General features: G+C 59.1%; 18 protein-coding genes. 11 read left to right on the forward strand and 7 right to left on the reverse strand.

Translation table 11 applies throughout. From position 1 onward, the window contains the following. Positions 1 to 77 precede the first annotated feature (77 nt). From J7E41_RS18930 to J7E41_RS18940, 3 genes are all read right to left on the reverse strand, one after another. On the reverse strand, positions 78 to 905 hold the full coding sequence (locus J7E41_RS18930; RefSeq protein WP_214995111.1) for an ATPase: 828 nt from the start codon (positions 903 to 905) through the stop codon (positions 78 to 80). 131 nt (positions 906 to 1036) lie between these two features. Then, on the reverse strand, positions 1037 to 2035 hold the full coding sequence (locus J7E41_RS18935) for an NAD-dependent epimerase/dehydratase family protein (RefSeq protein WP_214995113.1): 999 nt from the start codon (positions 2033 to 2035) through the stop codon (positions 1037 to 1039). A 52-nt stretch (positions 2036 to 2087) separates the two neighbouring features. Further along, positions 2088 to 2981, reverse strand: coding sequence for a LysR family transcriptional regulator ArgP (locus J7E41_RS18940; RefSeq protein ID WP_214995115.1), 894 nt, complete (start codon positions 2979 to 2981; stop codon positions 2088 to 2090). A 99-nt stretch (positions 2982 to 3080) separates the two neighbouring features. Here J7E41_RS18940 and J7E41_RS18945 point away from each other — a divergent pair, with 99 nt between their 5' ends. The 6 genes from J7E41_RS18945 to J7E41_RS18970 all read left to right on the forward strand — a co-directional run bounded on the left by J7E41_RS18945 (position 3081) and on the right by J7E41_RS18970 (position 10791). Next, on the forward strand, positions 3081 to 3482 hold the full coding sequence (locus J7E41_RS18945; RefSeq protein ID WP_214995117.1) for an ACT domain-containing protein: 402 nt from the start codon (positions 3081 to 3083) through the stop codon (positions 3480 to 3482). 5 nt (positions 3483 to 3487) lie between these two features. Continuing rightward, a complete protein-coding gene (locus J7E41_RS18950; RefSeq protein ID WP_214995119.1) occupies positions 3488 to 4090 on the forward strand; it encodes a LysE/ArgO family amino acid transporter in 603 nt (200 codons plus the stop codon). A gap of 187 nt (positions 4091 to 4277) precedes the next feature. Next, positions 4278 to 4874 (forward strand): superoxide dismutase, encoded by a 597-nt coding sequence (locus tag J7E41_RS18955; protein WP_169355970.1) that lies wholly within the window; start codon positions 4278 to 4280, stop codon positions 4872 to 4874. A gap of 658 nt (positions 4875 to 5532) precedes the next feature. Further along, entirely contained in the window at positions 5533 to 7584 is a 2052-nt protein-coding gene (locus J7E41_RS18960) for a putative bifunctional diguanylate cyclase/phosphodiesterase (RefSeq protein WP_214995121.1), read from the forward strand. A gap of 152 nt (positions 7585 to 7736) precedes the next feature. Next, on the forward strand, positions 7737 to 9071 hold the full coding sequence (locus J7E41_RS18965; protein WP_214995123.1) for an imelysin family protein: 1335 nt from the start codon (positions 7737 to 7739) through the stop codon (positions 9069 to 9071). A 265-nt stretch (positions 9072 to 9336) separates the two neighbouring features. After that, entirely contained in the window at positions 9337 to 10791 is a 1455-nt protein-coding gene (locus J7E41_RS18970; RefSeq protein WP_214995125.1) for a TrkH family potassium uptake protein, read from the forward strand. On the opposite strand, the gene J7E41_RS18975 is transcribed toward J7E41_RS18970, so the two are convergent. Further along, the gene (locus J7E41_RS18975) at positions 10748 to 11809 is read right to left on the reverse strand and encodes an AraC family transcriptional regulator (protein WP_214995127.1); all 1062 of its coding nucleotides are present in this window, start codon (positions 11807 to 11809) and stop codon (positions 10748 to 10750) included. The genes J7E41_RS18970 and J7E41_RS18975 overlap by 44 nt on opposite strands. A gap of 173 nt (positions 11810 to 11982) precedes the next feature. Between J7E41_RS18975 and J7E41_RS18980 the strand changes: the two genes are divergently transcribed. From J7E41_RS18980 to J7E41_RS18990, 3 genes are all read left to right on the forward strand, one after another. Beyond that, positions 11983 to 12294, forward strand: a complete 312-nt coding sequence (locus J7E41_RS18980) for an Mpo1-like protein (protein WP_214995129.1) — start codon at positions 11983 to 11985, stop codon at positions 12292 to 12294. A 376-nt stretch (positions 12295 to 12670) separates the two neighbouring features. After that, positions 12671 to 12859 carry a hypothetical protein gene (locus tag J7E41_RS18985; protein ID WP_214995131.1) on the forward strand — a complete coding sequence of 63 codons (189 nt, stop codon included), beginning with the start codon at positions 12671 to 12673 and terminating at the stop codon, positions 12857 to 12859. A gap of 93 nt (positions 12860 to 12952) precedes the next feature. Next, positions 12953 to 14152 carry an MFS transporter gene (locus J7E41_RS18990; protein ID WP_214995133.1) on the forward strand — a complete coding sequence of 400 codons (1200 nt, stop codon included), beginning with the start codon at positions 12953 to 12955 and terminating at the stop codon, positions 14150 to 14152. On the opposite strand, the gene arfB is transcribed toward J7E41_RS18990, so the two are convergent. The 3 genes from arfB to J7E41_RS19005 all read right to left on the reverse strand — a co-directional run bounded on the left by arfB (position 14149) and on the right by J7E41_RS19005 (position 17657). Continuing rightward, complete coding sequence (gene arfB / locus J7E41_RS18995; RefSeq protein WP_065908949.1) at positions 14149 to 14562, reverse strand: alternative ribosome rescue aminoacyl-tRNA hydrolase ArfB; 414 nt, start codon at positions 14560 to 14562, stop codon at positions 14149 to 14151. The two genes, J7E41_RS18990 and arfB, sit on opposite strands and share 4 nt — an antisense overlap. Positions 14563 to 14640: 78 nt before the next feature. Continuing rightward, the gene (locus J7E41_RS19000) at positions 14641 to 16059 is read right to left on the reverse strand and encodes a hypothetical protein (protein WP_214995135.1); all 1419 of its coding nucleotides are present in this window, start codon (positions 16057 to 16059) and stop codon (positions 14641 to 14643) included. Between the two features lie 179 nt (positions 16060 to 16238). Next, on the reverse strand, positions 16239 to 17657 hold the full coding sequence (locus J7E41_RS19005; RefSeq protein ID WP_214995136.1) for an amino acid permease: 1419 nt from the start codon (positions 17655 to 17657) through the stop codon (positions 16239 to 16241). A 919-nt stretch (positions 17658 to 18576) separates the two neighbouring features. Between J7E41_RS19005 and J7E41_RS19010 the strand changes: the two genes are divergently transcribed. Together J7E41_RS19010 and J7E41_RS19015 are read left to right on the forward strand one after the other, a co-directional pair. Further along, on the forward strand, positions 18577 to 18714 hold the full coding sequence (locus J7E41_RS19010) for a hypothetical protein (RefSeq protein ID WP_003175756.1): 138 nt from the start codon (positions 18577 to 18579) through the stop codon (positions 18712 to 18714). A 74-nt stretch (positions 18715 to 18788) separates the two neighbouring features. Continuing rightward, positions 18789 to 19748: a leucyl aminopeptidase gene (locus tag J7E41_RS19015; protein WP_214995138.1), complete on the forward strand. Its 960-nt coding sequence runs from the start codon at positions 18789 to 18791 to the stop codon at positions 19746 to 19748. Positions 19749 to 19769: the final 21 nt, after the last annotated feature.

A 19769-nucleotide genomic window follows, 5' to 3' on the forward strand; every position in this document is an offset into this window, starting at 1 on the left:
CAAGGACAGGGAGAGGGCAAGTAACGAAGGCGGCTGGAAATGTCACCAACCGGTGACATTTGAAATACCCCTTACACCTATCGGTTCCCTCCGCTGATCTGCTGTTGCAGGTTCTGCACCTGACTTTGCAAGGTCGTGACATTACGGGTGGTCTGGATGCGGAACACATCGAACTCTTTGGTCGTCGGGCCGTCAGCAGCGGCCTGGCGATTGTCCTGCTCGCTCTTGAGCACCAGCAGATCCTGTTCCAGGCGAGCGATGGCCGCTGTTGGATTGCCCTGCTTCTTCAAGGCTGCCACATCAGCGGACAACTCCTTGAATTCGGCATCACGCTTGCTTGCATCGGTTTGGCCCGCCTTGAGCGTCGCAACGGCCTCCGTCAGGGCCTGAACCTGTCCTTGCAACTTCACGTTGGCAGCTGACAGTTCAGTGGTACCGGACGTCATTGCCGCCAGCCGGTTGTCCAGATCCGTGGCCTGGCCGGCCACGCCCAACTGCTGCTTGCTCTGCTCCAGCAACTGGGTTTCGAGCTGCTTAATCTGCAGTTTCAGCGCTTCGCTACCGTTATTGACGTTGGCCTCGCTGGCCACCACCTTGCCGGAAATATCCTGCAGGCGCCCGGCCGCCTCTTCGCTGATACGCGCGAAGCTTTCCTGGGTCGCCACCAACTGCTGGCCCATCAGGGAAATCTGCTGGAAGCTCCACCAGGCAAGGCCCGCAAAGGCGAACAACAGCGCGCCGACCAACGCCCACAAAGGCCCGGTGCTGGCGCTCTTGACCTTGACCGCTGGCGCCGGCCGGGAGCGGACGGACGTGGCAGCGGTTGGCGCAAAATCATCGTCGCCCCCGGTGTCAGCCCGCAGGCTGGGAACGTTGTCGAAGTCGTCGTTAGCATCGTTACGCATGAATCAACCTTAAATCCTTGAGGTGGCCACATGGAAAGCCTGGCGGCGGAGTATAAACCCCTTGCCCGTCGCACTGATCGACCGGGAACCGGAACTTCGGTTCCCGGGGTGTTACAGGTCATTGGTCGGTTCTATTGCGCCCTCCCATCCTGGGCCTTCCACCAATTGCAGAACTCGTCGAGGGCGGTCCACAGGCTGACCTTGGGTTGATAATCGAGATAATGCCGGGCGCGACTGATATCGAGGGTGAAATCTTTGTTCATGACCTGCATGCCCAGCCGGGACAGTGAAGGCTCCGGGCGCCCAGGCCACATCGCACAGAATGCTTCATTGAGCGCCGCGACGCTGTAGGACAAACCGTAGGAACGGTAACGCGTGACCTGGGGCATTTCCATCTGCCGCATTACATAGTTCACCACGTCCCATATCGGTACCGGGGTGCCGTTGCTGATGTTATAGGCCTTGCCCAAGGCGGAACCAGTGGCCAGCAAACTGCTGAGCAACGCCTCGTTGAGGTTGTGCACGCTGGTGAAATCAACCTTGTTCAAACCATCGCCGACGATTGCCAGGCGGTTCTTGCGCTGCATTTTCAACAGGCGCGGGAAGATGCTCATGTCACCGGCGCCGGTGACAAAACGCGGGCGCAGGGCCAGCACTTCAAGGCCGAACTCCTGGGCACCGAAAACCTTCTGTTCGGCCAGGTACTTGGTGGCCGCATAGGGATGTTTGAAGCGCTTGGGCACCTGCTCTTCGGTCAATCCCACGTGGTCGCGGCCATCGAAATAAATCGACGGCGACGACAAGTGCACCAGGCGCCCGACCCGCTGTTTGAGGCACGCTTCGACAACGTTTTCGGTCACCAACACGTTGCCCTGGTGAAAGTCCTGATAGCGCCCCCACAGCCCCACGGCACCCGCGCAATGCACCACCGCCTCGACATCACGACACAGGTCGCGCACCAAGTCCGGATCATTCAAATCACCCTGGATAAACTCGGCGCCGCGCCGTACCAGGTGCTCGACACCTTCGGCCCGCCGCCCGTTGACCCGTACGTCCAGGCCCTGCTCCAGGGCGAAACGCGCAAAGCGTCCGCCGATAAAGCCGCTTGCGCCGGTGACCAGAATTTTCATGTGTTACTCCGCATTCTTTCGTTTTTCATCGCTGCTACCTTGACGCTTCCTGTCACTCCAACGGCACTAGCCATTGGCCAGTCGCTCGGGCCAGATGCTCAGTCAGCATCCCGAGCAATTGCCCGCCACTGCGCCAATGATGCCAGTACAGTGGCACGTCAATGGGCTTATCTGGCAACAACTCCACCAGAACGCCCCGCTCAAGCTGGTCGCGCACCTGCAATTCGGGTACCAGGCCCCAGCCCAGCCCGGCCTCTACCATGCGCATAAAACCTTCGGACGATGGGCACAAATGGTGCTCGAACCCCCCTTCGATGCCCAGGGAAACCAAGTAACGATGTTGCAGGAAATCATCAGGGCCAAACACCAGCGCTGGGGTGCGTGCCACTTGATCTGCGCGCACCCCGTCTGGAAAGTGCCGGGCGATAAACGCGGGGCTGGCCAGCGCCCGATAGCGCATTGCCCCCAGCCGCAAGCTGCGGGCTCCCGCCACAGGCCGCTCGCTGGCACAGATACACGCTGCCACCTCACCGGCGCGCATGCGCTTGAGGCCCACGGTCTGGTCCTCCACCACCAGGTCCAGTAACAGGTGCTGCTCGGCGCAGAAATCACTGACCGCTTCGGCCCACCAGGTGGCCAGGCTATCGGCATTCAAGGCGATGCGCAGGCGTTCTGGCATGCCCTCTTCATCCAGGGCCGGGACCTGGCTCTGCAGATCCCGCTCCAACAACCGCACCTGCTGCACATGGTTAAGCAGCCGTCGGCCGATGTCTGTCGGCGTCGGCGGCGTTGCCCGCACCAGCACGGGCTGACCGATCCGCGCTTCGAGCAGTTTGATGCGCTGGGAAATAGCCGATTGCGAGACCCCGAGCACCTGGGCGCCCCGCTCGAATCCGGCCTGTTCCACCACCGCCGCCAGGGCGGCCAGTAATTTATAGTCGAACATCAGTTTTCCTAATGGGCGATCAGCAGTATTGGTTTTTCTTATACAGCTTCAACCCCGAGAATAGCCAGCATCGCTTCTCCACTTTTCAAGGATCTCCCCATGGCCGGCGAAACCGCCCTGGCAACCCTGTTGCGCAGCATGAGCCCGCACCTCAACGAGGGCGACTATGTATTTTGCACCCTGCCCGACCACCGCATCCCGGACGGTTGCGAGGTGATCGGCAGCTTTCGTGAACAAGAAGGCCTGACGGTGATCGTCGAGCGCCAACAGGCCGAACAAGCGGGATTGCCCTACGAGTACATCGCCGCCTGGATCACCTTGAACGTGCACTCGGCGCTGGAGGCAGTCGGTCTCACGGCGGCTTTCGCCAGCGCCCTGGGCCAGGCCGGGATCAGTTGCAACGTGATTGCCGGTTACTACCACGACCACCTGTTTGTCGGCCACAGCGACGCCGAACGAGCCATGACCGTGCTGCACCAATTGGCAGCCAAGGCAGAGTAAAGACCATGTGGCAAAGTTACGTGAACGGTCTGCTGGTCGCCCTCGGCCTGATCATGGCCATCGGCACGCAAAACGCCTTTGTCCTGGCGCAAAGCTTGCGCCGGGAACATCACCTGCCGGTGGCCGCGCTGTGCATAGTGTGTGATGCCATCCTGGTGGCTGCCGGGGTATTTGGCCTGGCGACGGTGCTGGCCCAGAGCCCGTTGTTGTTGGCCATTGCCCGCTGGGGTGGCGCGGCCTTCCTGTTGTGGTACGGCACCCTTGCGCTGCGCCGGGCTTGTTCACGGCAAAGCCTGGAGCAAGGAGAAAACCATAAGGTTCGCTCGTTGCGCGCGGTGCTGCTCAGCGCCTTGGCAGTGACGCTGCTCAACCCGCATGTGTACCTGGACACAGTGCTGTTGATTGGTTCCTTGGGTGCCCAACAAACTGAACCTGGCGCTTATGTCGCCGGCGCCGCCAGTGCTTCGCTGCTGTGGTTTTCCGCCCTGGCGCTCGGCGCAGCCTGGTTGGCTCCGTGGCTGGCACGCCCGACCACGTGGCGTTTACTGGACTTGTTGGTGGCAGCAATGATGTTCAGCGTGGCCTATCAATTAATAAGCACGAGCTGAACGTATTTGAAGAGCAGCCAAAAGACTCTGGAACCTCTATCCCACACAGTTGTTGCGTGGTTTTGCCGCACCCCCGGTGCTATGATCCGGACCCTGCGCCGCAAAGAGTACAAACTCCCCGGCGCTTGTATGGCCGCCCGTGATCGGCCTTGCGCTCACCGCAACTGACCTGATTAGGAGAATCATCATGGCTTTCGAATTGCCGCCGCTGCCTTATGCACACGATGCCCTGCAGCCGCACATTTCCAAGGAAACCCTGGAATATCACCACGACAAGCACCACAACACCTATGTCGTGAACCTGAACAACCTGGTGCCTGGCACCGAGTTCGAAGGCAAGACCCTGGAAGAAATCGTCAAGTCTTCCTCGGGCGGTATCTTCAACAACGCCGCTCAGGTCTGGAACCACACTTTCTACTGGAACTGCCTGGCGCCAAACGCCGGCGGTCAACCTACCGGCGCGCTGGCTGAAGCCATCAACGCGGCGTTCGGTTCGTTCGACAAGTTCAAGGAAGAGTTCTCCAAGACTTCCATCGGTACCTTCGGTTCCGGTTGGGGCTGGCTGGTGAAAAAAGCTGACGGTTCCCTGGCCCTGGCCAGCACCATCGGCGCCGGCAACCCGCTGACCAGCGGCGACACCCCGCTGCTGACCTGCGACGTCTGGGAACACGCTTACTACATCGACTACCGCAACGTGCGTCCAAAGTATGTAGAAGCGTTCTGGAACCTGGTCAACTGGAAGTTCGTCGCTGAGCAGTTCGAAGGCAAGACCTTCACCGCTTAAGCAACGCTCGCAGTAGAAAGAGCCCGGCGATTGCCGGGCTTTTTTGTGGGTAGTCATAACTGGAAAAGCGAGCGGCGATTAGTGGAACTCAATAACAGGAAGTTGCCACCTACGAAGCGAGAGGAATGTCCCTCTCATTAAACTTTGGAGAATGACGCTATGGGCGCTATGGGCGCTATGGGCGGAATGGGCGGAATGCTAGGAATGGCAGGCGAAGCAGCAGGCGGGCTAATCGGCGGATTTGTGAAAGGAATAACGGAAAGCAACTCGCCACCGGACCAGAGCGGGGGTCAGGACCTGGCCTCGATGCTAGCGCAGGCTGGAGATAATAATCCAGCGAAAATCGGTGGGTAATAAGTAAAGTCAGACGCCCACCGATTTCCCATTTTGGGCGCTGAAAAACACGCATGCTCCGGCGCAAGCCAAGCGGTGTAAACAAGGAGGCGGATGCAATCCGTCTCCTTTTCAACAAAACGTTCAGAGCAACAATCGCTCCCTGCCCCCTTCCAAGCCGTGCTAACTCTACGTAGCGCCTTTCAAAACTTATCCAGACAAAACCCAAAGCGCCTGCTGCTTCAATGTCCCTTTGACTGCCATCACCGGATTGCCAATACTCATGGCATCTTGAGGCTACCCGAATGGAACAAGGAATGACCCTTTGAAGCTGGAACTCAAAAACAGCTTGTCGGTGAAGTTGCTCCGGGTTGTACTGCTTTCGGCATTGATAGTAGGCGTGGCACTGAGCGTGGCGCAGATCGTTTTCGATGCCTATAAAACCCGCCAGGCCGTGGCCGGCGATGCCCAGCGCATTCTCGACATGTTTCGCGACCCCTCCACCCAGGCGGTCTACAGCCTGGACCGGGAGATGGGCATGCAGGTCATCGAAGGCCTGTTCCAGGATGACGCCGTGCGCATGGCATCCATCGGCCATCCCAACGAAGCCATGCTCGCCGAGAAAAGCCGTGACCTGCAGCAGTCCTCCAGTCGCTGGCTCACCGACCCGATCCTCGGCCAGGAACGCACCTTCACCACGCCGCTGGTGGGGCGCGGACCCTACAGCGAGTATTACGGCGACCTGAGCATCACCCTTGACACCGCCACCTATGGCAAAGGCTTTCTGGTCAACTCAGTGATCATTTTCATCTCCGGGGTGCTGCGCGCCCTGGCCATGGGCCTGGTGCTGTACCTCGTCTACCACTGGCTGCTGACCAAACCTCTGTCACGGATCATCGGGCACTTGAGTTCGATCAACCCCGACCGTCCCAGCGAGCACAAGATTCCGCAGCTCAAGGGTCATGAAAAGAACGAACTGGGGTTGTGGATCAACACCGCCAACCAGCTGCTCGAATCCATCGAACGCAACACCCACTTGCGCCATGAAGCAGAAAACAGCCTGCTGCGTTTGGCCCAGCACGACTTCCTCACCGGTCTGCCGAACCGCCAGAAGTTGCAGGAGCAATTGGACAAGATCCTGATCGACGCCGGCCGCCGACAACGTCGGGTGGCGGTGTTATGTGTTGGCCTGGATGACTTCAAAAGCGTCAACGAGCAATTCACCTACCAGGCCGGCGACCAACTGCTGCTGGCCCTGGCCGACCGCCTGCGCGCCCACAGCGGCCGCCTCGGGGCCCTGGCGCGCCTGGGAGGCGACCAGTTCGCCCTGGTCCAGGCCGATATCGAACAACCTTATGAAGCAGCCGAACTGGCGCAAAGCATCCTCGATGACCTGGAAGCCGAGTTCGCCCTCGACCACGAACAAATTCGCCTGCGCGCCACGATTGGCATCACCTTGTTTCCGGAAGACGGCGACAGCACCGAGAAGCTGCTGCAAAAAGCCGAACAGACCATGACGCTGGCCAAGAGCCGCTCACGCAATCGCTATCAGTTCTACATCGCCAGCGTCGACAGCGAAATGCGCCGTCGCCGGGAGTTGGAGAAGGACTTGCGCGATGCCTTGAGCCGCGAGCAGTTTCATCTGGTGTACCAGCCGCAGATCAGCTATCGCGAGAATCGGGTGGTGGGAGTGGAGGCGCTGCTGCGCTGGCAACACCCGGAACACGGCCTGGTCCCGCCCGACCTGTTCATCCCGCTGGCAGAACAGAACGGCACCATTATTCCGATCGGCGAGTGGGTACTGGACCAGGCCTGTCGACAACTGCGGGAATGGCATGACATGGGCTTCAGCGACCTGCGCATGGCGGTGAACCTGTCCACGGTACAACTGCACCATGCCGAGTTGCCGCGGGTGGTCAATAACCTGCTGCAGATCTATCGCCTGCCGCCCCGCAGCCTGGAGCTGGAAGTCACCGAAACCGGCCTGATGGAAGACATCAGCACCGCCGCCCAGCATCTGCTGAGCCTGCGCCGCTCAGGGGCGTTGATCGCCATTGATGACTTCGGTACCGGCTACTCATCCCTCAGCTACCTGAAAAGCCTGCCGTTGGACAAGATCAAGATCGACAAGAGCTTCGTCCAGGACCTGCTGGATGACGACGACGATGCCACTATTGTGCGAGCGATTATCCAACTGGGTAAAAGCCTGGGCATGCAGGTGATCGCCGAAGGGGTAGAAACCGCCGAGCAGGAGGCCTACATCATCTCCGAAGGCTGCCATGAAGGTCAGGGCTACCACTACAGCAAACCCCTGCCGGCCCGGGAGTTGGCGGCGTATCTGAAGCAGTCCCAACGGGACAACGCGATGATTTTGTAAGTCCATGCTGGCCACCCCAGGGCGTCAGCCACCTATGTCAAAAACTTTTACCGCGTTAACCCTTTACACATAATGCAAATCTTTCGCATTATGTTGCAGTTTTGCGCGCCGCCATACGCGCCCCAGCCATCTACCGACGCAGGATGTTCGCCATGATTCGTATGCCTCTGGCTACCGCCAGTCTGCTGGCCATTGCCATTTCTCTCGCCGGTTGCGGTGAGGGCAAAGACAAGGCCGCCGCTCCTCAACCAGTCGCCAGCGCTACCGCACCTGCGGCTGCCGCGCCTGCTGGCCAGGTCGACGAGGCTGCTGCCAAGGCTGTGGTCGCGCATTACGCAGACATGGTCTTTGCGGTCTACAGCGATGCCGAGTCCACGGCCAAAACCCTGCAAAGCGCCATCGACACCTTCCTCGCCAACCCGAACGACGAAACCCTGAAAGCCGCTCGCACCGCCTGGATCGCCGCACGCGTACCGTACCTGCAGAGTGAAGTGTTCCGCTTCGGCAACACCATCATCGACGACTGGGAAGGTCAGGTGAACGCCTGGCCGTTGGACGAGGGCCTGATCGACTACGTCGACAAGTCCTACGAGCACGCACTCGGCAACCCAGGTGCAAACGCCAATATCATCGCCAACACCGAGGTCCAGGTCGGCGAAGACAAGGTTGACGTCAAGGACATCACCGCGGAAAAACTCGCCAGCCTCAATGAGCTGGGCGGCTCCGAAGCCAACGTCGCCACCGGCTATCACGCTATCGAATTCCTGCTCTGGGGCCAGGACCTGAACGGTACCGGCCCTGGCGCCGGCAACCGTCCGGCTTCGGACTACATGACCGGTGACGGCGCCACGGGCGGCCACAACGAGCGTCGCCGCACCTACTTGCGCGCTGTCACCCAACTGCTGGTCAGCGACCTCGAAGAAATGGTCGGCAACTGGAAACCCAACGTCGAAGACAACTACCGCGCCACCCTGGAAGCAGAACCTGCCACCGACGGCCTGCGCAAGATGCTGTTCGGCATGGGCAGCCTGTCTTTGGGCGAACTGGCCGGTGAGCGCATGAAGGTTTCCCTGGAAGCCAACTCGCCAGAAGACGAACAGGACTGCTTCAGCGACAACACCCACAACTCGCACTTCTACGACGCCAAGGGCATCCGCAACGTCTACCTGGGCGAATACACCCGTGTCGACGGTAACAAAATGACCGGCGCCAGCCTGTCGTCCCTGGTGGCCAAGGCCGACCCGGCCGCCGACACAGCCCTCAAAGCGGACCTGGCGGCCACCGAAGCGAAGATCCAGGTCATGGTTGACCACGCCAACAAGGGTGAGCACTACGACCAGTTGATCGCCGCCGGCAACGACGCGGGCAACCAGATCGTGCGCGACGCCATTGCCGCGCTAGTCCAGCAGACCGGCGCCATCGAACTGGCGGCGGGCAAGCTGGGCATCAGCGACCTGAACCCGGACAACGCCGATCACGAGTTCTGAGCAACGCTGTTTGGATGAGTAAAAAAGGCGACCTTCGGGTCGCCTTTTTTTGTGCCTGAACTTCAAGGTCCATTAAGCACCGCAACCCCCTGTGGGAGCGGGCTTGCTCGCGAAAGCGGTGGGTCAGCCAATGCATCCGTTGACTAATACACCGCTTTCGCGAGCAAGCCCGCTCCCACATTTGCCCGGCGTCGCCTCGAGCCTTGGTTTACATGCCCTGCACCGCAGGTAGAATGGCGCCTTTCCCTGTCACCGAGCGGACCTCATGGCGTTGCCGACCTTACGAATGATCGGTTTCATTATCGGCATCTTCCTGATCACCCTCGCGATCGCCATGGTCGTGCCGATGGCGACACTGGTCATTTTCGAACGTACCAGCGACCTGCCGTCGTTTCTCTGGGCCAGCATGATCACCTTCCTCGCCGGCCTCGCCCTGGTGATACCCGGTCGCCCGGAGCACGTGCACCTGCGCCCCCGAGACATGTACCTGCTGACGGTCTCCAGTTGGGTGTTGGTGTGCATCTTCGCCGCGCTGCCGTTCCTGCTGACCCAGCACATCAGCTACACCGACTCCTTCTTTGAAAGCATGTCCGGCATCACCGCCACCGGCTCCACGGTACTCAGCGGCCTGGACAGCATGTCCCCCGGGATCCTGATGTGGCGCTCGTTGTTGCACTGGCTCGGTGGCATCGGTTTTATCGGCATGGCCGTGGCGATCCTGCCGCTGCTGCGCATCGGTGGCATGCGTCTGTTCCAGACTGAATCCTCGGACCGCTCGGAAAAAGTGATGCCTCGCTCCCACATGGTGGCGCGCCTGATTGTGGCGGCCTATGTCGGCATTACCATCCTCGGCAGCTTGGCCTTCTGGTGGGCCGGCATGAGTTTGTTCGATGCCATCAACCATGCGATGTCGGCGATTTCCACCGGCGGATTCTCCACCTCCGACGAATCCCTGGCCCACTGGAAACAGCCGGCGGTGCATTGGGTGGCGGTTGTGGTGATGATCCTCGGCGCCCTGCCGTTCACCCTGTATGTGGCCATGTTGCGCGGCAATCGCCGGGCGCTGATCAAGGATCAACAGGTGCAAGGCTTGCTCGGATTGCTGCTGGTGACCTGGCTGGTGCTGGGCACCTGGTACTGGTGGACCACCAACTTGCACTGGCTGGACGCCCTGCGCCATGTGGCACTGAACGTCACATCGGTCGTGACCACGACTGGTTTTGCTCTCGGGGACTACAGCATGTGGGGAAACTTCTCACTGATGCTGTTCTTCTACTTGGGCTTTATCGGCGGCTGCTCGGGTTCCACGGCGGGCGGGATCAAGATCTTCCGCTTCCAGGTAGCCTACATCCTGCTCAAGGCTAACCTGAATCAACTGATTCACCCACGGGCGGTAATCAAGCAAAAGTACAACGGCCATCGCCTGGATGAAGAAATCGTTCGTTCGATCCTGACCTTTTCGTTTTTCTTCGCCATCACCATCTGCGCGATCGCCTTGGCCCTGTCGCTGCTGGGCCTGGACTGGATGACCGCATTGACCGGCGCTGCCAGCACCGTGTCCGGCGTCGGCCCGGGCCTGGGAGAAACCATCGGCCCGGCCGGCAACTTCGCCAGCCTGCCGGACGCGGCCAAGTGGATCCTGTCCCTGGGTATGCTCCTGGGCCGACTGGAGATCATTACGGTGTTTGTGCTGTGTATTCCGGCGTTCTGGCGGCACTGATCAGCGCTGACGCTTCCAGCAACCGCGCCCGGTACTCGCCGGGCGTAGCGTCGAACCAGCGGCGGAAGGCCCGGAAGAAGTTGCTCGGATCGGCAAACCCCAGCAAATAGGCAATTTCCAGCAGGGTCATGGTCGGCTGCGCCAGATATTGCTCCGCCAGTTCGCGGCGGGTGTCGTCCAGCAGGGTCTGAAAACTGGTGCCCTCCTCCTGCAACCGCCGTTGCAAGGTGCGCTGGGACAGGTGCAGGGTCTGGGCCACCACTTCGCGCTTGGGCTCGCCCTGGGGCAACAGTCGACACAACACCTGCCGCGCCCGATGGGTCACCCGACTCTCCGAAAAGCGCGCCAGGTATTCGCCGGCAAAACGATCATGTAACAGTGCCATAGCCTCGTTTGCCGTGGGCAACGGGGCCTCCATGTCCGCGCGCTCGAAAATCAGCGCGTCATAAGGTGCGTTGAACACCAGCGGCGAATGGAAAGCTTTTTTGTACGGTTCAAGGTCCGCCGGCTGATCACCCTGTACCAGCACTTTGCGCGGCTGCAGGGTACGCCCAGTCAACCAGCCGCACAGCGCCAGGGCACTGGCCAGAGACGCTTCGGCACTTTGCCGGGTGGGTGGCAAGTGATCGCCGTGTACCGTAAGAATCAGCGCATAGCCTTCGGGCAAGAGTCGGAAACTCAAGTCGGCGCTTTCAGCAATGATTCGTTGATAACGCACCAGGCGCATGAAGCCTTCAGCCAGGGTACGACTGGACATCAAGGCATAACCGGCCACATGAAACGACGCCGGGCGCACCACCTTGCCCATGTTCAGGCCAATCGCCGGGTTGCCCGACAACTCCACCGCCCGCTGCCAGAGCCGCGTTATGGAATCCTGCGGGAAACGCGCATCGGGGTCTTCCAGGGCGGCATAGTCCAGGCCAAGCTGCTTGAACAAGACACGGCAATCCAAGCCGTCCATCTCCAGTGCCTTGACTATCCCCATCGCCCAGCTTGCAGAAGTTGTTCGTTCGCTCATGGCGTTTTCTTGACACGCATTCTTGATAAGGCAGGCTGAAACTACAGCCAGGAACCCAAGGATACTAAAGTGGCATCTATTGTCACTGGCTGTTACGCCCGATGACTCTAGACTCAAATAAGCTCCCCGCCGAGCATCTGCTGGGCGGAACAATAAACAGAGGGCCGGCCATCGTGGAAAACGTCAAACAATTCAATAGCTTTGCAGAGTTTTATCCCTATTACCTGGGCGAACACGGCAACAGCACCTGCCGCCGCCTGCATTTCATCGGCACCAGCCTGGTCATTTTTATTCTGGCATTTGCCGTCGGCAAGGGCGCCTGGTGGCTGTTGTTGGCATTGCCGGTGGCCGGTTACAGCTTTGCCTGGGCCGGCCATTTCTTCTTTGAGAAAAACCGTCCCGCCACCTTCCAGCATCCGTTTTACAGCCTGCTGGGGGATTTTGTGATGTACCGCGACATGATTCTGGGCAAGGTGCCGTTTTAGGCTCTCTGCCTGGGTGTGACCCCTTGTCACTTGCGCCTACCCGATGAAGGTTGGTCCATTTGTCGATATAAAAATCTTTTTGTCATTTACAGTGCTGTATCCTGCCAAGGCTTTTTGAAAGCGCGGAATCACCTGCGATTGAAAAAACAGACCTTGCGAGGAGCGACGACGATGCACGAAATACCTAATCTCCCCTTCCCAAGCCTGCACGAAACTGAGCAGCCAACCCCGCAACAGGCCAGCAGCAAACAACCTGAGCCTGTGCAAGCAAAACCAGTCGACAGCGAAAGCCAGGACTGAGCGCCGTACCCAGACCGTGTGGAAAGCGTTACATTGCGCGCTTTCCACACCGCCTGAATCACCCGAGACAGATGCCATGCCCCACAACGCCAACGACGCGCCCGACAACGCCTTGCTCGACGCTGCCTTGCAGATGGTCGACGTCTGGAACCGCCTCAGCCCGGAAAAACAAGCCTTGCTACTCAAGCGCTTCGGCACCCAGGAAAACGCCCTCGCCGCCCTGGTGACCACGCAATTGCTGAACCCCGCCACTCCCAAACTTTGATCAAGCGTTTTATGTTTTGCCCCCCCGCCCAGGCAAAACCATCGGTATCATAAGCAGCCTATCTTTTCCTGCTGCAACAGTGGACCTCTCCCCATGCCAGATACCCAGCGCCCCATGGCGGTCACGCTGCAAGTCGTTTCCATCGTCCTCTTCACCTTTATCGGCTACCTGAATATCGGCATTCCCCTGGCCGTACTGCCGGGCTATGTCCATAGCGACCTGGGCTTCGGCGCGGTGATCGCCGGGCTGGTGATCAGCGTGCAGTACCTGGCCACGCTGCTGAGCCGACCCTATGCCGGCCGGATCATCGACAACCTCGGCAGCAAACGCGCAGTGATGTACGGCCTGGCGGGTTGTGGCTTGAGCGGTGTGTTCATGCTGCTCTCGGCCTGGCTAACAAGCCAGCCGGCCTGGAGCCTGACGAGCCTGTTGATCGGCCGCCTGGTGCTGGGCAGCGCCGAAAGCCTGGTGGGCTCCGGCTCGATCGGTTGGGGCATCGGCCGGGTGGGTGCGGCGAATACCGCCAAGGTCATCTCCTGGAACGGTATCGCCAGCTACGGCGCACTGGCCGTCGGCGCGCCGCTGGGCGTGCTGCTGGTCAGCCACCTGGGGCTGTGGAGCATGGGGGTCAGCATTATCCTGCTGGCTGTGGTGGGACTGGTGCTGGCCTGGCCGAAAGTCGCAGCGCCCATTGTCATGGGGGAACGCTTGCCGTTCCTGCACGTACTGGGGCGCGTGTTGCCCCATGGTTGCGGGCTGGCCCTGGGTTCCATCGGCTTTGGCACCATCGCCACCTTTATCACCCTGTATTACGCCACCCAGCACTGGGACAACGCAGTGCTGTGCCTGAGCTTGTTCGGTGCCAGCTTTATCGGCGCACGACTGCTGTTCGGTAACCTGATCAACCGGATCGGCGGCTTTCGCGTGGCGATTGCCTGCCTGTCGGTGGAAACCCTGGGCCTGCTGTTGTTGTGGCTGGCGCCGGACGCCCACCTGGCATTGGCTGGCGCGGCCTTGAGCGGGTTCGGCTTTTCCCTGGTGTTTCCGGCGCTGGGAGTGGAAGCGGTCAATCTGGTGCCAGCGTCCAGCCGTGGCGCGGCAGTGGGGGCGTATTCGTTGTTTATAGATTTGTCCCTGGGGATCACCGGGCCATTGGCCGGGGCGATTGCGGCGGGGTTCGGCTTTGCGTCGATCTTCCTGTTTGCGGCCATCGCGGCGTTTGGCGGCTTGCTGCTCAGCCTGTATTTGTACCGGCAGGCGCCGAAGTCTCGGGAAGCGCGGGAAGCGACTTAGAAATCGACCTTGCCGCGGCCGGCCTTGATGCTGCCGCGCTTGGTCTTGGATTCAAGGCGACGCTTTTTTGAGCCCAAGGTAGGCTTGGTAGGGCGGCGCTTCTTTTCGACCTTGGTGGCACTGAGGATCAACTCCACCAGACGCTCCAGGGCATCGGCGCGGTTCTGTTCCTGGGTTCGGTATTGCTGGGCTTTGAGGATCAGTACACCTTCGCTGGTGATGCGGCTGTCGCGTAGGGCCAGCAGGCGCTCCTTGTAGAACTCCGGCAATGATGAGGCCGGGATGTCGAAGCGCAGGTGCACGGCGCTGGAGACTTTGTTGACGTTTTGGCCACCGGCGCCTTGGGCACGGATGGCGGTCAACTCGATCTCAGCGTCGGGGAGGTGCACGTTGTTGGAAATCACCAGCATGAAGGGCTTGGATCCTTGGGTCAGAAGAACCCAAGGATACGCGAATGTCGCCGCGGCTGCGGCCAGGCGGCCCGGGGATCAGAGCACCCGTCCATCAGGCGTCACCGTTGCACGATTGCCACCCTGCAAGTCATGTCGAAACTTCTCATAATGGGTCGTCACTGCCGGTTGCCATTCCAACTCTCGTGCGACGTCGGCGTTGGAGATAGAGAATTGGCGGGTATTGATCGGCGCGGTAAAGGGTTCGCGGTATAGCTCCTCCCCCCATTGCGCCGCAAGACCGTGGTTGGCAGCGCCCAGGTTGACCTCAACCATGGAGTGGTGATTGTCGTCCACCAGGTAGCCGGTAGCCATCCAGCGCACCAGTTCTTTCATTTCCCGCTGTGCCCTGGCCTCACTTTGCGAGTGGGACTCTCCGGCCTTGGGTGAGTTGAGGCCCAGTTCGTTAATCAGGCCATTACCCAAAAGACGGGCAGCCGTCATAAAGCGGTCGCTAGTACCGGAGGGTCCTGCCACGACTGGTTTCGCCTGCAACACCGCGTCGCGCGCAAAGCCGGTGTCTTGCTTCACTTGCCAGACCGCAAAGCCATTGCCCCGAGGAACCACCGTTTGCTCGAGGGGCAAGGATGTAAAACTTTTTATCGGGCCTTGATGGCCAAACTGGCCGTCGTCCCGATCCATGCGATTACGTGGATTGAGACGCGCAAAATCAAACTCACGGGAGGTTAACCGCTGATCACTCTTCAGGTCAGCGGCCGACGTCCAAACCTTGTTCGCAAGGGGTAGGGCTTCACGGAAATCATTCTGCACTTTAGTCAAACTGGCACCTGCCTTGGCTGGATTGCTCACCACAGGCTGGCCGTTCACCTCCTTGATTTGCTCATAGAGATGCGCGTTTTTCGAAGCATCCTGAGTGCTTTCATTTTTGAATGTATAAAGCGCCAGTTGGTCGGGTAATGGCAGCTCCTTGCTGCTGCCCCGCGCAGGCCCGAATTGTTTTGACTCCAGATAGCGAATATCAATAATTGCGCCAGCCTGTTCTTTCAACTCGGGCGAACCGTGAATACGCTCCATGGTTTCTCGAAAGTAAGGCGAGTTGCTCAGGTTGAAAAAGGCGGTGGCCTTTTCTCGCAGTGTCAGTGGCTCTTGCCCGCTGCGGTGGCGGTCTACCCCGCCATGGCGCGCCTCATCAAGGATGCGGGTGAAACCACCGGCACCCAACTGGCCAATCACCCCAAAACTGGGAGAGTCCAGTGAGTAACTGGCGAGCATCTTTGCTCTGGCTTTCAGCTCACTACCTTCGACTAACGTAAACAGCCTGGTCACGCTTGAAAGCAAGGCATCCACCGTTTTGTGGGCTGCCGGGCTTTCACTGGCCACTCGGCCAAGATTGGCCTCTAGCTGCTTGTTCTCGGTAACGTTATTGCTCTGATGCATACTCGGATCAAGTGCGGGCCCATGCAACACCTGCGGATAAAAGGGTGATGTCGTGATCATGGGGAAATATCCTCACCGATTGGGGGCAGAATCTCGACGGTTATTTATCACCTGCTGGGCCTTTGTTTCTGTAGCCATTTGCTGATTTAGGACTGATGAGTTTTGTAGGGACGCTGGAATGAGGCTGCCTGAACAAACAAACCCGGCACATGGCCGGGTTTGTTATTTATCGCCTGAGCCTATTTAAGCACCGAGGCTGTACTCAGAGTTTCCTGAGCCTTGCGCTTATTCTTGATGCAATAACACACCCACATAAACAGCACCCAAACCGGAATCGCATACACCGAGATCTGGATTCCCGGAATCATCAACATGATGCACAGGATAAACGCTACAAACGCCAGGCAGACATAGTTTCCATACGGATACCAAAGCGCCTTGAACAACGGCACCTGCCCCGTCCGATCCATATGCTGACGAAACTTGAAGTGCGAAAAACTGATCATCGCCCAGTTAATCACCAGCGTCGCAACCACCAGCGACATCAGCAATTCCAGCGCATGTTGCGGAATCAGGTAGTTCATCAAAACGGCCACCAAGGTCACCGCCGCCGACGCCAGAATCGACCGCACGGGCACCCCACGCTTGTCGATCTTCGCCAGGCCCTTGGGCGCATCCCCCTGCTCAGCCATACCCAGCAGCATGCGGCTGTTGCAGTAAGTGCCGCTGTTATATACCGACAGCGCCGCCGTCAACACCACGAAGTTGAGGATATGCGCAGCCGTGTTGCTGCCCAACATCGAGAACACCTGCACAAACGGGCTACCGCTGTAAGCATCACCCGAGGCGTTGAGGCTCGCCAACAAACTGTCCCACGGCGTTAACGACAACAGCACCACCAGGGCGCCGATGTAGAAAATCAGGATCCGGTAGATCACCTGATTGATCGCCTTGGGGATCACGGTGCGTGGCTTGTCCGCTTCAGCAGCCGTGAAACCGAGCATTTCCAGGCCGCCGAAGGAGAACATGATGATCGCCATGGCCATCACCAACCCGCCGACACCATGAGGGAAGAACCCGCCGTGTTCCCACAGGTTGGTCACCGAGGCCTGTGGCCCGCCGGTACCGCTGACCAGCAAGTAACTGCCCAGGGCGATCATGCCGACGATGGCCACTACCTTGATGATGGCAAACCAGAACTCGGCTTCACCGAAGACTTTGACGTTGGCCAGGTTGATCACGTTGATCAGCACAAAAAAGGCTGCAGCCGAGACCCAGGTCGGAATCTCCGGCCACCAGTAGTGCACGTATTTACCGACAGCTGTCAGCTCTGACATACCCACCAGGATGTACAGAATCCAGCAGTTCCAGCCCGACAGGAAGCCGGCGAAGCCGCCCCAGTACTTGTGGGCAAAGTGGCTGAAGGAGCCGGCTACCGGCTCTTCAACGATCATTTCGCCCAGTTGGCGCATGATCATGAAGGCGATAAAACCGCAAATGGCGTAGCCCAGGATCATCGATGGGCCGGCGGATTTCAGCACCCCGGCCGAGCCCAGGAACAGGCCGGTACCGATCGCGCCACCGAGGGCGATCAGTTGAATATGGCGATTTTTCAGGCCGCGTTTTAGCTCGCCTGAATGCGAGTTGGGTCCACTCATGAAAAGGGTCTCACGCAAGGTTTGATGATGTTCGTTGCACGTTGCTGCTTTGAAACGGACTCAAGCAGCGCCGATCAAACCCCAGCGCAGGCACCAGGAGTTCAGCGTCTTTCTAGCGGTCATGCGTCACCTGTTTGTTTTTATCTGTGACGAAATCGAACCCGGCTGGCTTGTGGCCAGGCGGAGTGAACAAGGCGGATAGCCCTGAGGTATTGGCCTTTGGGTGCAGCGATGAGCACAAGGGCATCACGACAGCCGACGGGCGCAAAATGCGCGGATACGCAGTTGGGTCACAGTAAAACGCCGCGCATTGTACACCGCCAACACCGTTCGGGCGGACACCGGCGTTTACGGTAAAGGTCTATTCAGGGGCTTTGCGGGCACGGGCGTTGAAGACAGGCGGCGCATGAGGCCTGCGGGCGCGAGGGAATCGGCGGGATCATTTGGCAATACGGCGTTCATTGCGCCTCCTTCTTGTTGTGGTGTACCGCACGTGGCACGACACCATCACAGCCTTTGCCGCGAGCCGAAACAAGAGGCCCAGGACCCTGCCGAAGGCTTTGGAATCTACCTGTCGTCAGGTTTTCCTTACAGCGCTTCTCCTCTTCCACAACCTGTGTCTTCGAGGGCTATTTTCGTAAAGTAATCGTTACGATGTGGCACATATCCGGGACAGATGACATAGATTCGTCAGATAACGAGAAATTGACGGTAGGACATTTCCTGACCGATAAACCCACCTAGCCATCTGTTTTTCATTAATAAAAATATCGCCATAAAAACAGAATAAAAAATCCAAATGGAACGGTGTCAATATATTTTTTGCATTCGGAAACACTCTAATCTAGGTTCTTTCCACTTGCTCGGCGCAGCCCGCTGACAAGCTCCGTCTCAAACAACGTCCTCTAGGAGATACACCATGCAAGCACTGGAAAACGACCTGGAAACCGAACTGCAACTCGACGATTGGTTTGAAGCGCCGACCCATGAGGCCGCCGTTGAAATGATGCAAGCTGACGCCGTTGTGCCGTTCGGCACCGCGATGTGGCCTTTCTAACACCAGGCAGGCATCCAGGCAGGTGCAGTCCGCTGCATCTGCCACTTTCCCGAAGGCTTTGAAGGATGGACGTCATGGACAAGGCCCGCGCCGTCGAACATTTTCTCTATTACCTGGCACATCACCCGGCCCTGACTGGCCTTCACCGCCCAACCGTGCTCCTGGGCCATACCGAGCGCTACGAGGCCATCACCCACGCCATCACCCAAAGCAGTGCCGCGCGCTTTGACTTCAAGGTGCAGCGCCTGGACCTGGAACCCAGCGAAGTCCTGGCCAAGTCCATCGAAGACTGCGACCTGTACATGTTTCTCTACGATTCCTCGACCTTGCCCAATCCCCGGGCAGAAGGCCCCGACTTTATCCGCGCCTTACAAGGCATCATGGCCGAGCACTGGAAAAAGTCCCTGTTGCTCAAAGACTATGGCGACTACTTCTACGACACCTTCAGCGTCGCCCCGCAACGCATTGCTGACCTCAATGCCACACTGATCCGTCGCATGTCCCAGGCCAGCGTGCTGAGCTTCACCGATGAGCACGGCTCACGCCTTGAAGCACCCATGAGCAGCATCAAGAAGTGGACCAATATCAACGGCGTCGGCAACCACGACCTGGCGCCCGGTGAAATTGCCACCCACAGCGAAGCCATCAACGGCCAAGTGCGATTTGTCGGCACCTTTCTCAGCACCATCCCCTTCGCCCGTAAATACGGGGTATTGCAGTCACCGCTGGAGTTGTGGATCGAGAACTCGACCATCTGCTCCGTCGCCAGTGACGTGCCAGGGCTGGCCGATGACTTCAACAAGTACCTGAATGCCAACCCCTCCAACCGGCGGGTGGAAGAGCTGGGCATCGGCACCAATGAAGGGGTGAAGGATCTGTATGCGCGCAATGCTGGCTTCGAGGAGCGCCATTGCGGATTGCATCTTGGGTTGGGCGGCGGGCAGAAAGGCAGCCATCACTTGGATTTGATTTTTGCCAGCGGGGTGTTGGCGCTGGATGATAAGCCGGTATTTGATGGGGCGTTTGTGTTCTAGAAAACACAGGAGATCCGGGTG

This window comes from Pseudomonas fluorescens, from assembly GCF_018614655.1.
Lineage (GTDB): Bacteria > Pseudomonadota > Gammaproteobacteria > Pseudomonadales > Pseudomonadaceae > Aquipseudomonas > Aquipseudomonas fluorescens_BX.